Annotated in this window: 18 protein-coding genes; 8 read left to right on the top strand and 10 right to left on the bottom strand. The window is 50.1% G+C overall.

Features of this window, described 5'->3' with window-relative positions; translation table 11 throughout:
- Positions 1–53: 53 nt before the first annotated feature.
- From J7E21_RS04735 to J7E21_RS04725, 3 genes are read right to left on the bottom strand one after another with little or no spacing between them, the layout of a single operon-like run.
- A complete protein-coding gene (locus J7E21_RS04735) occupies positions 54–1,184 on the bottom strand; it encodes a conserved virulence factor C family protein (RefSeq protein ID WP_215105233.1) in 1,131 nt (376 codons plus the stop codon).
- Between the two features lie 23 nt (positions 1,185–1,207).
- Positions 1,208–3,088 carry an ABC-F family ATP-binding cassette domain-containing protein gene (locus J7E21_RS04730; RefSeq protein WP_215105231.1) on the bottom strand — a complete coding sequence of 627 codons (1,881 nt, stop codon included), beginning with the start codon at positions 3,086–3,088 and terminating at the stop codon, positions 1,208–1,210.
- Positions 3,085–3,720, bottom strand: coding sequence for an HD domain-containing protein (locus J7E21_RS04725; protein WP_215106121.1), 636 nt, complete (start codon positions 3,718–3,720; stop codon positions 3,085–3,087). The genes J7E21_RS04730 and J7E21_RS04725 overlap by 4 nt, the downstream gene beginning before the upstream one ends.
- Before the next feature lie 166 nt (positions 3,721–3,886).
- Between J7E21_RS04725 and J7E21_RS04720 the strand changes: the two genes are divergently transcribed.
- Entirely contained in the window at positions 3,887–4,096 is a 210-nt protein-coding gene (locus J7E21_RS04720; RefSeq protein WP_215105229.1) for a cold-shock protein, read from the top strand.
- A 59-nt stretch (positions 4,097–4,155) separates the two neighbouring features.
- On the opposite strand, the gene J7E21_RS04715 is transcribed toward J7E21_RS04720, so the two are convergent.
- Positions 4,156–4,350 (bottom strand): zinc-finger domain-containing protein, encoded by a 195-nt coding sequence (locus J7E21_RS04715; RefSeq protein WP_215105227.1) that lies wholly within the window; start codon positions 4,348–4,350, stop codon positions 4,156–4,158.
- A gap of 143 nt (positions 4,351–4,493) precedes the next feature.
- Here J7E21_RS04715 and J7E21_RS04710 point away from each other — a divergent pair, with 143 nt between their 5' ends.
- From J7E21_RS04710 to J7E21_RS04690, 5 genes are all read left to right on the top strand, one after another.
- Positions 4,494–5,186 (top strand): queuosine precursor transporter, encoded by a 693-nt coding sequence (locus J7E21_RS04710; RefSeq protein ID WP_215105225.1) that lies wholly within the window; start codon positions 4,494–4,496, stop codon positions 5,184–5,186.
- Positions 5,186–5,575, top strand: coding sequence for a ribonuclease HI family protein (locus tag J7E21_RS04705; protein WP_215105223.1), 390 nt, complete (start codon positions 5,186–5,188; stop codon positions 5,573–5,575). Before J7E21_RS04710 ends, J7E21_RS04705 begins: the two co-directional genes overlap by 1 nt.
- Before the next feature lie 104 nt (positions 5,576–5,679).
- Positions 5,680–5,892, top strand: coding sequence for a hypothetical protein (locus tag J7E21_RS04700; RefSeq protein ID WP_215105221.1), 213 nt, complete (start codon positions 5,680–5,682; stop codon positions 5,890–5,892).
- 15 nt (positions 5,893–5,907) lie between these two features.
- The gene (locus J7E21_RS04695; protein ID WP_251047785.1) at positions 5,908–6,237 is read left to right on the top strand and encodes a hypothetical protein; all 330 of its coding nucleotides are present in this window, start codon (positions 5,908–5,910) and stop codon (positions 6,235–6,237) included.
- A 261-nt stretch (positions 6,238–6,498) separates the two neighbouring features.
- Complete coding sequence (locus tag J7E21_RS04690; RefSeq protein ID WP_251047784.1) at positions 6,499–7,512, top strand: PQQ-dependent sugar dehydrogenase; 1,014 nt, start codon at positions 6,499–6,501, stop codon at positions 7,510–7,512.
- A 72-nt stretch (positions 7,513–7,584) separates the two neighbouring features.
- Here the strand turns inward: J7E21_RS04690 and J7E21_RS04685 are convergent, their stop codons facing one another.
- Both J7E21_RS04685 and J7E21_RS04680 read right to left on the bottom strand, forming a co-directional pair.
- Positions 7,585–8,595, bottom strand: coding sequence for a S66 family peptidase (locus tag J7E21_RS04685; protein WP_215105219.1), 1,011 nt, complete (start codon positions 8,593–8,595; stop codon positions 7,585–7,587).
- 12 nt (positions 8,596–8,607) lie between these two features.
- Positions 8,608–8,817, bottom strand: coding sequence for a hypothetical protein (locus tag J7E21_RS04680; protein ID WP_215105217.1), 210 nt, complete (start codon positions 8,815–8,817; stop codon positions 8,608–8,610).
- A 173-nt stretch (positions 8,818–8,990) separates the two neighbouring features.
- Between J7E21_RS04680 and J7E21_RS04675 the strand changes: the two genes are divergently transcribed.
- Positions 8,991–9,635 carry an SDR family oxidoreductase gene (locus tag J7E21_RS04675; RefSeq protein ID WP_215105215.1) on the top strand — a complete coding sequence of 215 codons (645 nt, stop codon included), beginning with the start codon at positions 8,991–8,993 and terminating at the stop codon, positions 9,633–9,635.
- Between the two features lie 61 nt (positions 9,636–9,696).
- Here the strand turns inward: J7E21_RS04675 and J7E21_RS04670 are convergent, their stop codons facing one another.
- From J7E21_RS04670 to J7E21_RS04655, 4 genes are all read right to left on the bottom strand, one after another.
- Entirely contained in the window at positions 9,697–9,954 is a 258-nt protein-coding gene (locus tag J7E21_RS04670; protein ID WP_215105213.1) for a hypothetical protein, read from the bottom strand.
- 196 nt (positions 9,955–10,150) lie between these two features.
- Positions 10,151–10,351: a hypothetical protein gene (locus J7E21_RS04665; protein ID WP_215105211.1), complete on the bottom strand. Its 201-nt coding sequence runs from the start codon at positions 10,349–10,351 to the stop codon at positions 10,151–10,153.
- A 15-nt stretch (positions 10,352–10,366) separates the two neighbouring features.
- Positions 10,367–11,089: an SDR family NAD(P)-dependent oxidoreductase gene (locus J7E21_RS04660; RefSeq protein ID WP_215105209.1), complete on the bottom strand. Its 723-nt coding sequence runs from the start codon at positions 11,087–11,089 to the stop codon at positions 10,367–10,369.
- 2 nt (positions 11,090–11,091) lie between these two features.
- Positions 11,092–12,672: an amidohydrolase gene (locus tag J7E21_RS04655; protein WP_215105206.1), complete on the bottom strand. Its 1,581-nt coding sequence runs from the start codon at positions 12,670–12,672 to the stop codon at positions 11,092–11,094.
- Positions 12,673–12,837: 165 nt separating this feature from the next.
- On the opposite strand from J7E21_RS04655, the gene J7E21_RS04650 reads away from it, so the two are divergent.
- On the top strand, positions 12,838–14,151 hold the full coding sequence (locus J7E21_RS04650; RefSeq protein ID WP_251047783.1) for a hemolysin family protein: 1,314 nt from the start codon (positions 12,838–12,840) through the stop codon (positions 14,149–14,151).
- Positions 14,152–14,178 lie beyond the last annotated feature (27 nt).

Here is a 14,178-nt window from a genome sequence, read left to right as displayed (position 1 = left end):
AAAGCGTCGTATTGCTCTTTACCTCGCAGGAGATGGCTGGAAACATAAGTTTGTTATTTGTTGTCTTTCATCGCCTGGCGCGCTTCGGTCATTTGCTTCCATACCGAGCCTTTTGCTTCGTCGCCTTGCTCGATGCGGGCGATGGCCATTTTGATTTGGAGCTTCACTTCAAACTCGGGATCGTTTTCGGCATCTTTCAATGCCGGCAGCGCTGCTTCGGTTCCCGTTTCGTAAAGGAACATCGCCGCACGCCAGCGCACGAGCTTGTTCTTGTCTTTCAAGGTGTCGATCATGATCGGCTCGAACGCTTCAAAGCCGAGGTCGCTGATCGTGTCGCCCGCGGTGCGGCGGACGGCCCATGATTTGTCTTTCATGGCGCGTTCTGCGTAAGGCACAACCGCCTCATCATCGATGTCGCCGAGGTAAATGGCGGCCTGACGGCGTATCGACATTTTGTCGTCTTCCAACGCTTTACCGAGCAACGGCAAATCATCCAAATCCGCTTCGACAAGCTGGCCGAGCAGTTGGAAACGCGTCTCCCAGTCCGGCGCATCGAATTCTTCTAAAGATACTTTGCGTTTGCGGACGGTGCCTGTCGCTTCGCTCGTTTCGGTTTTACTCGTCAGCGCTTCAAGACGTTCATCCGGATACGCCGCTTCGATTTCTTCGACGATATTTTTGCCGATTTCCGCTTTTTCGCCGTAACGGACACCGTAATCAGCCCATTTACGCTGGAAAATAAAGTTTTCATCGTTCGGGTCCATCACTCGGTTCATCGCGCTGACAAAACGTTCGGACATCGCGAAACGCTCTTCCGAATGCGAGTCGAACACTTTCACTTGCAGCGGAATGCCTTTGAATTCCTGGACGTGGACGTACACTTCACCGAAATGCTCATCGATTTCGAGTTCTTCCTGGGAGCCGTTGCCTTCGCCGAACACACGGCGTACGTCTGCCAATATCCCTTCCCAGTCGAATTTCGAGATGCGTTCCACGGCGAGGAAATCCGCGACGTGGTAGACGCCTTTGACGCCGTCGGTTGCAAGGATTTCCTGCACTTCTTTCGGTGCGCCTTCTAGCTGGTCTTTCTTGTAATTATGGCTTTTGCCAAACGGCAATTCCTGGTCGATGATCACTTTCATCGTATTCGGGCTTGGTGTTGGTTCAATAGCTAGAATTTTCAAGATAATCCCCCCTGTGAAAATTTTTACGATTCTGCCATTTCCTGCAGATGGCTCCACCGCTCGATCAGTTCATCGTACTCGGCCGTGTAAGCATCGATTGTGTCGGTCAATTCCTGCAATTTATCGAAATCAGATCCGGCGCTCGACATAGAGGCTTCGGTCTGTTCTATTTTCTCTTCAACCTGTGCGATTTTCTCGAGAATGCCTTCGTATTCTTTTTGCTCGAGGAAACTCATTTTCTTCTTTTTGCTAGTTGCAGGCTCTGCTGCTACTTCGGGTGCCGCAGTAACTGCTTGCGACTCAACTACTGGCTTTTTTTCTTTCAGCCAGTCGGTATAAAGACCTTGGTATTCATCGACGGTGCCGCTGCCGAGTGTCCAAAGTTTCTTGGCGATCCGGTCGAGGAAAAACCGGTCATGGGAAATGGTCAAGACGACGCCCGGGAAGTTCTCCAAAAAGTCTTCCAATACCGACAAAGTTTGGATGTCCAAATCGTTCGTCGGCTCATCAAGCAAAAGAATGTTCGGTTGTTCCATCAATAGCTTGAGCAAATACAAGCGTTTGCGTTCGCCGCCGGACAATTTACCGATCAATGTACCATGGGCATTCGACGGGAACAAAAAGCGTTCGAGCATTTGTGTTGCGGACAGACGGACGCCTTTTTCCGCTTCAAAATCACTCGACACTTCCTGGATGTATTCGATCATGCGCTGGGATTCGTCCATTTCCGGCAAACGTTGCGTGAAATGTGCGATTTTGACGGTGCTGCCATAATCCAAGCTGCCAGCCGACGCTTCTATGTCCCCTGCAATCAATTTCATGAGCGTCGATTTACCTGCACCGTTCGGGCCGACGATGCCGATGCGGTCGCCGCCTTGCAGCAAGAAGTCGAATGAATGGAAAATTTTCTGGTCGCCGTACGAAACGGCCAAGCCTTCCCCTTCGATGATTTTCTTGCCGAGGCGCTGGCTTTGCATCGACAATTCCAAGCTCGTGTTGTCCGATGTGGACTGCACATCTTCGGCCAATTGGTCAAAGCGCTGGATGCGCGCTTTTTGTTTCGTGCTACGGGCTTTCGCACCGCGGCGTATCCATTTCAGCTCCGAGCGGAAACGGTTGTTCATTTTCTGCTTGGAAGCTTCGGACACTTCCTCGCGAATGGCTTTCGCTTCGAGATAATCGCCGTAATTGCCTTTATGTGTGTAAAGGGTTTGGTCCGCGAGTTCAAAAATATGCGTCGAGACGGCATCGAGGAAATAACGGTCATGCGTAACGAAAAGCATCGCGCTGTTCATGCGCAACAACGTTTCCTGCAGCCATTCCGTAGAGCCGGCGTCCAAATGGTTGGTCGGCTCATCCAACAGAATCAAGTCGGCCGGTTCGATGAGCGCTTTCGCGAGGGCTACCCGCTTGCGCTGGCCGCCTGACAACTCGCTGATCTGCTGGTCGTACATATCGATGCCAAGTTTGGTCAAGGCGGTCTTCGCTAAAGCATTGATGTCCCAGGCATTTTCCTGCTCCATGCCTTCCTGGATTTTCATCAATTCTTCCTGCAATTGTTCAGAGCTTGAGTCAGCCATCATATTGACCAACGCTTTTTCATAAGAGCGGTTAAGTGCAAGCAGCGGTGAATCGCCGGAGAACACCGTCTCGAGGACCGTCAGCGATTCGTCAAATTCAGGCTCTTGCATCAAATAGGTGATGCGGTATTTTTTCGGATGGTCCATTTCCATGGAGTCCGATTCGACATCTCCAGCTAGAATCGACAACAGTGTCGACTTGCCGGTGCCGTTGACGCCGATCAAGCCGGCGCGTTCTCCTGGATACAATGAAAATTCGACATTGGTGAAGAGGGTTTTGACCCCCACTGATTTGCTTAAGTGCTTTACATGTAAGTGGCTCATTTTTTCCCATCCGTTTCGTTTTGTAGTTGCTCTAGAAAGGATAGCATAAACTGGTGTCTTTCTTCAGCCATTTGCTTCCCGCTATCCGTCACCATGAGCTCTTTGAGCAGTAATAGTTTCTCGTAAAAATGTGTCACAGTGCTCGTCCCGCCCGTCCGGTATTCACTTTCCGTCATCGCCGTACGCGCTCTTTCGGCCGGGTCGTAGAATTTTCGCCCCTTGGCTCCGCCGTAAGCAAACGCTCGCGCGATGCCGATTGCGCCGATTGCATCGAGCCTGTCGGCATCGCGGACGATTTTTCCTTCGATGGAATCCGGCTCATCGTTCGTGCCGCCTTTAAAGGATACGGTTGTGATAATGGAGCGAATCTTCCCCCGCTGTTCGGCCGTCAGCTCAAGCTGTTGGAGAATTTCCTGTTCCCAGTCTTCACCGTCTTTTTTGTATTTTGGATCGGACACATCGTGAAGCAATACCGCAAGCTCGATCAATAACGGATCGCCGCCTTCAGTTTGCGCAATGTGCCAGGCATTCTGCATAACCCGTTCGATATGCTGCCAGTCGTGGCTAGCATCGAAAGTTTCATATATCTGTTTTACTTTTATTCGGCATTCGGGAATGGCTGGGTGGTTCATCAAATCGCTCCTTCTATTCATACTGTCACTACCAGTATAACGCGAAAACCTTACAAACGGCGGCTCTTCGCCATATTGACCTTATATGCACCATCATGTATAGTTAATCCATCCATTGTCTCATTGGCTTGGTTTCTGACAATCCGAATATATAGGGGGAAGGTCCATGCACCATGGAGTTGTGAAATGGTTCAATTCTGAAAAAGGCTATGGCTTTATCGAATGTGACAACGGTGATGACGTTTTCGTCCATTTCACCGGTATCCAAGGTGATGGTTTCCGCACGTTGCAAGAAGGCAAACCCGTGTCGTTCGAGATCATCGACGGCAACCGCGGCCCACAAGCAGCAAACGTCCTCCTTATTGATAACGAATAAGAAAAAAGCAGGAACGGATTTTTCCGTTCCTGCTTTTTATTTTGGTTAAATCATCCAAGTCAACCTCTGGAGCCCATTTTATTCAGTTCCTGCCCCAAAAATTGCAGCTGGGTGCCGACGGTGCATTCGCTGATGCAGAAGCGGTGCGCGGCTGTTTTTCCTTCGTCCTTGCGGAGTTGGGCTTTGACAAAGCACCCTTCACAATAGGTGCTGAGCATGTCATCTATTTCATTGATGATGGATACTTTCTTCATAATGAGTCCCTCCGCAAAATGTCATTCTATTATTCTACTATGAATTTGTTTTTTTCTGCAACAATCGGTATACTGGCCTGGGACATTTTGGTCCATCAGCGGTTCGAAACTTCCCGCTCTACCAAAACTAAGGAGGAACTCGTTTGTTCAATGAAGTATGGGGGCTCAGCTTTGCCCTGTTTAATTTTGTGTTATTGCTCATCATGTATAAAGTATTCGGCAAGACCGGTTTGTTTGCCTGGGTCGCGGTCGCCACCATCCTTGCGAATATCCAAGTGACGAAAACGATCGAAATCATCGGGCTGACGGCAACACTTGGAAACAGCCTGTATGCATCCACGTTCCTCGCAACGGATATCCTGAACGAAAAATACGGCCGAAAAGAAGCGAAAAAAGCGGTCTGGCTCGGCTTTTCGTCGCTGTTGATCATGGTATTGACAATGCAGTTCGGCCTGCAATTCATTTCGGCAGAAAGTGATTTTGCACAAGGTTCACTTGAAACGATTTTCGGTTTGGTGCCGCAAATCGCCATCGCCAGTTTAATTGCCTACCTGCTTGCGCAGCATATCGACGTCATCGTGTTCTCAGCGCTCAGGCGCGTGTTCCCGAAAGACAGCCAGTTCTGGATCCGCAATAACGGCTCGACGCTGCTCAGCCAATTGCTCGATACGCTGATCTTCACGTCCATCGCCTTTTACGGCGTCTTTCCGTTTGACGTGTGGATCCAAATCTTCATCTCGACCTATGTGTTGAAATTCATCGTGTCGGTGCTCGGTACGCCATTCGGCTATATGGCGAAAAAAATCCGCCCGCTCGACGAGAAGGAGGCCGCTTAATGATTGAACTGTTCGTCGATGCCTCGACTGCCGGACGTGTCAATGTCAGCGCCGTTGGAGTGTTTTTACGCGGCGAAGGGCATTCCATCAAATGGAGTGAATACCTCGGGGAAATGGACAATCACCAAGCGGAATTCATCGCCCTTTTAAAAGGCCTTGAGCTTGCACAGCCGCTCGCGACCGGGATGGTCTCGATCAAATGCGATTCGAAATTAGTCGTCGACGCGTTCGAAAAGCGTTTCGTGAAAAATCCGGTGTACCGGCAACTTCTCGATGAAGCGTTGCATATCGCCGATGGCTTCGAATATTGCTTTATCAAATGGATCCCCGATTCGCAAAACAAGGCAGCGCATGCGCTCGCCAACCAAAAGCTCAATAAGCACAAATAGCCGAAGCAGCCATTCAATTAGAATGGTTGCTTTTTAGTTTTGACATGCCAGACGCTGCCGGATTCTGCTATGATGGAGACATCCTGATTTACTGGAGGCTATGTATGAGATCGAAACTAGGAACGGCACTCGATATTTTCATCTTACTGATCGGACCAATCATCATCTATTCGCGCATTGCAGACATTTCGCGTGACGGGGTAACGCTTTATCCGCTCTTGTCGATCATCATTATCGGCATTGCGCTCGCTTTCGCCATCTATAACCTATACCATATCGTCAAAGCGAAGCAAACGGACCAGCAACGAAAAAAATAGCAGAAATGAGGATCTATGGTGAAAACGCTTTTGTTTTACTTTCTCCCATTGGCCATTTATGCTGCGGTCAATAATGGGGTCAGCGAAGATCTGTCGTGGCCGTATTATTTGATCTTGCTGCTGGCCTTTTTGATGTTCCAGCTCGGGCGGCTGCGCTATCCGAAAAATGCGGTGCCCCCAGCTGCCAAAGTGACGCAAGCGGTGTTTTATGTGTTGGCTGTGGCGATGATTTTCCGTGACAAATATTTGGACGCCGGTCTCGTCAACTTGATGATCGTTTTGGCGACGGTATTTGTCGTCGTCGAATTGTTCATCACGAAACCCCAGCAGAACAGCAAAACCTAAAAAAGCGCGAAACCCTGAATTCAGGGCTTCGCGCTTTTTTCTTGTCCATCATTTGCACAATCGCTTACAGCACATACCAGAGTATGAACAAAACGACTGCGATGCTAATCCAGGTGATGATGCGGATCATGTTGCGCTTGCGGCGGATTTCTTGCTCTTCTTTCACTTCTTTTAATAACGGCATTTCTTGCCCTCCTTGCTGTCTTTCATTTCCCATCGCTCCCTGCTTCGATTATGATGAATAAAAAGGAGGTTTTCAAGTTGAAAAAATGGCTCTTTCCCGGAATTCTCGCAATTGCCCTCACCGGCTGCAGCAATTCACCTGCAAATCCCGATGAAGCGACTGCCCCTGCGGATGTCATCGCGACTAACCTTGATGCCCCTTGGTCAATCAACAAACATGAAGATGTTTTTTATGTCTCGGAACGGCCAGGAACGGTTGCTTACATTGATGCAGAAGGCGTTGTAGAGCGGCAAGCGGTCAACTTTACTTCGACACTATCTGATGCATCGGAAGCTGGCTTTCTCGGGTTTGTCCTGAAGCCTGATTTTAGTGTATCCCAAGAAGCTTATGGCTATTATGTCTATGAAGAAAACGGCAATTCGTATAATAAAATTGCCAGCTTCCGCTTGGAAGCTGGCAGCTGGACGGAAACCGACATACTCCTTGCCGGCATTCCGACCGGCAATGTCCATCACGGCGGCCGCTTGGAAATCGATGACGACGGTATTTTATATGCCACGGTCGGCGACGCCTCCAACCCGGAACTCGCACAGGACCCGGCATCGGTCAACGGCAAAATTCTCCGGCTCAATGAGTTCGGCGAATTCGAAATCTACTCGACCGGCCACCGCAACCCGCAAGGAATCGCCTGGTCGGATGGCGTGATGTATGCTTCCGAACACGGCCAATCCGCCAATGACGAAATCAACATAATCGAACAAGACGCCAATTACGGCTGGCCGGAAATCGAAGGGGAAGAAACTGCGGACGGCATGAAAGCCCCGTTTGCCACAAGTGGTGCCGATAATACGTGGGCGCCGAGCGGCATTGATTTCCACAACGGTTCATTGTACATCGCAGCGCTGCGCGGCACTGCGATCGAAGTGCTCGATCCCGAAACGGCTGAAATCACGGATTCCATCGAAGGCTACGGACGCATCCGTGACGTTCATTCGGACGGAGACAATTTGTACTTCATCACCAACAACACGGATGGGCGCGGTACGCCTTCTGATGGCGACGACAAGCTGTATATTTTAAACGAACAGTAAAAAAAGCAGAGATCTTGGTCTCTGCTTTTTTTATTGGCTTCATGGCGTTAATGAGCGCACCATTAAAATTCATCAACGAAATTCCTGAACGACCCGCCCTATGCCGTCTTGCGCGTGAACAGTCGCATAGGCACCGTTGACAAAGACCAGCTGAGGCGGCTGGTGGCCGATATCCGCGTCATAAATGATCGGAACGTTCAGCTGTTCCGCCAGTTCAGCGTATACATCTTCTGCCGTATAACCTTGCACCGGCCCGTTTGCGGCACTTCTGCCGAACACGATGCCTGCACAATTGTCGAACCATCCCGCATATTTCATTTGCAACAAGCTGCGTTTCAAATCGGTGACGGTCAGTTCACAGTTTTCCAAATACCAGACAACCGGTTCACCCGGGATATGCGCTGTGCGGAATCCTGCCACATCGCCATACGGTGTGCCGATCAAATGGCGGATGACGTCGATGCAGCCGCCGAGCAAACGGCCGTCCATTTGTTCCGCGTGACCGGAAGCCGTCTTCCAGACAGTTGGCTCATCTAAATGAAAGACGGCAGGTGTCGGCTTGTCGTGCTCCCAGCTTTTCTGGTAAAATTTTGATGAAGTCTGCTCAATGACGGCTCCTTGTGTCGATTCGAGCACATCTCGCCAACGCACCGTCGTCGGGTCAGTTTCGCTGCCGCGCAGATCGATGATATTCGTTCCGTGTGCGGTGGCGATCCCGGTATTCAATGTTGCCGCTAAAGTAAGCAGGCTCAAGTCGGAATAACCGAGCAGCCATTTCGGCGTGGTCGACTGGAAATCAGTATGCTCCAAAATTTCCAGCAACAGCTCCCCGCCCCAAGGCGGAACGATCGCATCGATTTCAGGGTCCTGCCACATGGCGATCAGTTGTCGTGCGCGGTCAACTGCAGAAGACGACCTGGCGCCTTGTTGTGTCCACGCATTGGCGCTAGTCTTAACAGAAAGTCCAGTTTGTTCGAGCTGCGAAACGGCAGCCTTCAGCAAATCGTGATGCGCTTCAGGAACACCTGAAGAAGGTGCGGTGACTCCGATTGTTTTCAAAGGTCTATCTGGATAGCGGATCATGTGTTGTCCTCCTTACCAGTTGATGTAATTGAATAATACATAAGCGATGGCCATCAGTAAAGCCGCTCCGATGGCGGTCAAAAACACATGAACGAGTCCATCGACCAATAAATTCGGCTGCTTGTCGAGGCGATTGCCTTTGAATTGAGAGAAATCAGGCGGCGTGTCCGCTATTTGACGATCTGAAAAGGAAAAGGTATTTTTTTCTACTTGCTTGCTCATAAAACACACCCCTATAATTTAACATTTTTAAATTATTTTACTTTTATGATTATACTAAAAACTGAGGAAACAATACATGCTAGATTTTTTGCATCATGCCCTAGTTTTTGGCTATTTCCATCTATTTGGGGTATATACCTTACATAATCTTATAGAAAAAGGAGAATGCCCCCATGAAAACTTTAGTAATTGGCGCGAATGGAAAAATCGGACAGCACCTCGTCCGGCTGATGGCAGAACATCCGCAGCATCACGTGAAAGCACTGATCCGCCAGCTGGAACAACAGCCCTTTTTCGATGAGTTGAACGCAGAAACATTCGTGGCGAGCCTTGAAGGGTCAGTCGCAGAACTTCAGCAGGCAATGGACGGATGCGACGCGGTCGTCTTTACTGCCGGCAGCGGCGGCTCTACAGGTGCGGACAAAACCTTAACGGTCGACCTTGACGGCGCAGCAAAAGCGGTGGAAGCAGCTGAACTCGCTGGCATCAAACGCTTTGTCATGGTCAGTGCCATCCATGCTGATGACCGTTCGCAATGGACGAAAGAAATGACGCCGTATTATATCGCCAAATATCATGCCGACCGTATCCTCCAAGCGAGCAGCCTTTCATACACAATCATCCGTCCAGGCTTATTGACGGACGAACCGGCAAACGGAAAAATTGCCGCTGCAGGAAAACTCGAAACCGGCAGCATCCCGAGACAAGACGTTGCTGCAGTCATACTCGCCTGCCTTGACAATCCCGAGCTCGCCGATAAAACTTTTGAATTGACGTCCGGCGACGAAGAAATCGAAAAAGCACTGCACAATATCTGAAGCGACTTTTCTCCACAATAAAAAAAGCAGGCGAAGGAAATTCCTTCGCCTGCTTTTTTGGTTATGCTTTTGTGGCCGTTTGGCTCTTCCAGTTGCGGTAGCCGATGACTGCCTGAAATACGAAAGCAATCGAACAGACCACAATCGCCAAATAGCCGAGCGTCGTGATGGGCTGCATCAAAATCGATTGAACGACCAACAGCAACATCATAACGGCAATTCCAAAATTGACGATATACGGCTTGTCGTAATATTTCTTTGAAGCGATTCCGACAAAAACCGCCGCTGCGATAATTGCCACTAGTAACAAGACATCCATATCGGTTCCATCCCTTTGCAATAAATTGTTCTGTCCCATCGACGAAACTGTCGTGCCGTTTGCCACCTACTTCAGCGGCAAACACTACCTTGTAGCTACTATAGCATAGTTATTCCGCGAAGACGGCGAGCACTGAAATCATCCCAACGCACCTTCCCCCCCATTTCGCCTGTCGCCGAAATGGATGTTTTGCAGGTTAATTCGCTGTTACTTGCGCTGTGAGTTTTTTGTATTTGTCAAAATCGAATTCGACGCTGTTCGGTTTGTAAAACCAAAGAACCGCTTCCATATCGCCGCACCCGAGCAAATGGGTAACGAACGCTTTCGGGCTCGAGAGGTCTACTCCCGATTCACCTGCCTGCTGTAATTTCGACAGCATCTCGTGATTGGTCGCCATGGAATCCCCTCCTTTTCACTGCGGCAACTCCCGCAAATCGAGCACTACCGGTAGCTCCTCGAAATCCGGTCGCTGCATCAAAGCGATCAAGCCTGCCGCTGTTTCTTCAGGACTGCTCAGTTTGCCGCTGCGTTTATAATCGCGGAAATGCTCGAGCTGTGGAAAGTCTTCTTCCCCACTGTTGCGGATCGTTTCCTGCATCGCCGTATCGATGATGCCCGGTGCGACCGAGACGGCTTTAACGTCCGGATATTCTGCATCCACACAAGCCGTATAATGGTCGAGCCCGGCCTTTCCTGTGCAATACGCGCTCCATCCGGCGATGTGCTTTCTGCCGGCGCCAGACGAAATATTGACGATCCGGCGCTTTGCACGCCCCGGTTTTGTTTCACGCAAAAACGCAGCCGATAACGCCATCGGAGCGACCAAGTTCAAGCTAATGCTGGCCGCGAGCTCTTCAGGTTGAGCAGATGCCGCAAAACCGATCGGTTCGATTGTTCCGGCATTGTTGACTAGGGTGATGGCCGTTACGTCTTGCGGAATTTCATTTATTGCGCTCGCCATGATGCCTGAAATCCGGTCCATGTCGATCAGGTTATGCGTGATGAAGACATGTCCGGTCCAATCCGCCGGTTTTGAGCGTGCGATGCCGATGACCTGGTGGCCAGCTTGTGTCAACTGCTTGCTGAGCGCAAGCCCGATGCCTTTTGATGCTCCTGTAATCACATAAGCTTCCATGCCTACACCTCCACACCATTTTTCTCGTACATGACTTCGCCTGCGACGACCGTCATGGTGACATTGGCTTCGAGCAATTGCTCTTCAGGACCTGCGAACAAATCACGGTCGAAAATGGTGAAGTCCGCATCGAACCCTTCACGGATCAACCCGCGGCGGTGTTCCATGCAAATCGCCTCGGCGCAGCCGAATGTATAGAGCCGGATCGCTTCAAAGCGGCTGAGCTTTTGTTCCGGCAAATAGCCGTCGTGCTTGTCTTCCGGCTTGCGCCGTGCCACTGCCGCAAATAGCCCTAGCCGTGGGTCCACTTCCTCGATCGGTGCATCCGAGCCTCCCGCACAAATGACGCCGGCGTCTAACAGCGTCTTCCACGCATAAGACAATGCCAGACGGTCTTCACCGAGGCGTTCGACCACCCACGGGAAGTCGGATGTGACAAAGCTTGGCTGCAGATCCAGTGCGACGTCTAGACGCGTCAGGCGCTCGAGTAAGTCCTCTCTCAGCACCATTGCATGGATGAGGCGGTCTCTTTTACCTTTTGGTGTCGGGTGCGTTTCAATGGCATCGAGTGCCTTTTCCATCGCGAAATCGCCGATTACATGAATGGCGACCGCTTCTCCGTGTTTTCTTGCAACAGCTACGAGGCGCTTTAATTCGTCATCAGAATGGATCGCCACGCCGCTAGTTGATGGATCGTCTGTATAAGGGCGGCTCAACAACGCGGTTCTGCCGCCGATGGAGCCGTCTGCAAATAGCTTCATCGGGCCCGGTTCGATAAACGGCTCCAAATACTCCGCCTGTTCCATCATTTCTTCAAAGGCGACATGCGCGAGCAGTAGGTGGGCGCGGAATTTCAACTGTTCCCCGATGACGTTATGGAAAGCTTGCAACGGTCTCGAGTAATGGCCGTAATAACCCATGTCCTCCGTATGCGCGCCCGTCAGCCCGAGTTTGAGCAAATCGTCGACCGAGGTCTTGAGTGCCTTCGTCAAATACTCGACGGTCACTTCCGGTATGACGTTTGCCACGAGGTCTTGTGCCGCATCGAGCAAATATCCCGTCGGCTCGCCGTTCGCATCGCGCACGATGAGTCCCCCTTCCGGATCTTCTGTATCTTTCGTGATGCCGGCGAGTTCGAGGGCTCTTGAATTGGTCAGTATGGCATGCCGGCATACCCGCTTCAACATCATCGGTGACTGGCTGATGGCATCTAGTTCACTGAGGTGGAAAATTTTCCGGTCCGGGAAGTTGTTCTCATTCCAGCCTTCTCCGATAAACCACTCGTCTCCTTGTATCCCTTCTGTGGAGCGAATCAGCTGCTGCTTCATTTCTTCCGAACTGGTGATTTTCGACAAATCGCTGCGCATCAGCTTTTCACCATGCTGGATCAAATGCAGGTGGCTGTCGACAAAGCCCGGATACATCGTGCGCCCGTGTAAATCTATTGCTTTATCGCAAAGAGGCATAAGCTCCTCTACTGTTCCTGTTTTTTCTATGCGATCACCAGAGACAAGAACTGCTTCGACCGTCTCGCCTTCTGTGTCCATTGTGTAAATCTGTCCACCATACCAAAGCACTTTCATCTACTTCCACTCCTTTTCTCTTAGTTCATCATAGATTTATTCTGCAGCTCATTCAATAAGTTTGGTTGCAAACAGGCATTTTTTCTCATTTGCCGCACAGATACATCGATGGCCATTTATGATATACTATGCACAACTTTAGAAAGCTGAGGTGAGCTCCCGGATATGGGGGACGAATTGGACAGTATATTTTATCTATATGTTTCATTAGCAAGCATTCTTTTATTTTTGACCGCTTTTTTTGTCGGAGCGGAATTCTCGATTATCCGTGTTCGCTTGTCACGTATCGAACAAGCCCTTTCAGAAGGCCAACGAAATGCAAAGTGGCTCGGAAAAATCAGCAATAACCTGGATTATTATTTATCCGTAGCCCGCTTCGGCATTGCAGCCACGGCAATCGGCCTTGGCTGGCTATCCAAGCGTTTCGCTGAATTGCCCAGTGTACGAGCGATCACCGGTAATTTCGGACAAGAATTATCAGCGCCCATCGCCTATATCGCTGTATTTGCACTGATCTTTTTAATCCGTGCCATTATCGGTGAACTAGCGCCAAAAGCGCTTGCCGCGCAGTATGCAGAACGTGCGGCGTTCCGTTTAGCTCCACCATTGTATTTATCAGGCCGTATTTTCGCACCTGTCTTATGGCTGATGAATGTTTGTGCCCGAGCGATACTACGGCTGTTCGGAGTTCGTTCCACACAGCCTGAATACGGCCACTCCGAAGAAGATTTAAAGCTGTTAATGCATGAAAGCTATCAAAGCGGTGAAATCAACCAGAACGAACTGGCCTATATGCAGAACATTTTTTCTTTCGACGAGCGGCAAGCAAAAGACATCATGCTGCCACGAACACAAATGATCACCATTTCACTCGAAATGGATCATGCGGAACTGATGGAAATTATTGAAGAACATCAATATACACGCTATCCCGTCACAGAGAATGGCGATAAAGATGCCATCATCGGCTTCGTCAACATCAAGGAACTGCTCACAAGTTACACGACGACGCGCGATTTGGCGAAAAGTTTGACGATTCATGACTTGCCGTTCCTCCATGACCTAGCGCCTATACAGGATGTGCTGTTGCGCATGCAAAGCCAGCACGTCCACATGGCGATTGTTGTCGATGAATACGGTGGGACTGCCGGCGTCATTACGATGGAAGATATTCTCGAAGAAATCGTCGGGGAAATTCGCGATGAATTCGACCATGACGAATCCGACGACATCAAGCGCTTGGATCACCATAACTTCCTCGTCAACGGCCGCGTGTTATTGTCAGAACTAGAAGCCCGCTTCCCGATCAGCTTTGCGGAAAGTGAAGACATTGATACGATCGGCGGCTGGGTACAGATGATGGACACCGATATCAGCGAAGGCGGCACCATCGACTTGCCTGATTTCCGGTTTATCGTGCGGGAAATGGAAAACCACCAAATCATCACGGTTCAACTTAACAAGACAATCAACACATAATAAAAGGGCATTGCTTTTCCAAGCAAT

This window comes from Planococcus sp. ISL-109, from assembly GCF_018613655.1.
Classification (GTDB): domain Bacteria; phylum Bacillota; class Bacilli; order Bacillales_A; family Planococcaceae; genus Planococcus.
Note: the sequence above shows the minus strand (reverse complement) of the source record. Positions and strands in the feature narration are given on the sequence as shown.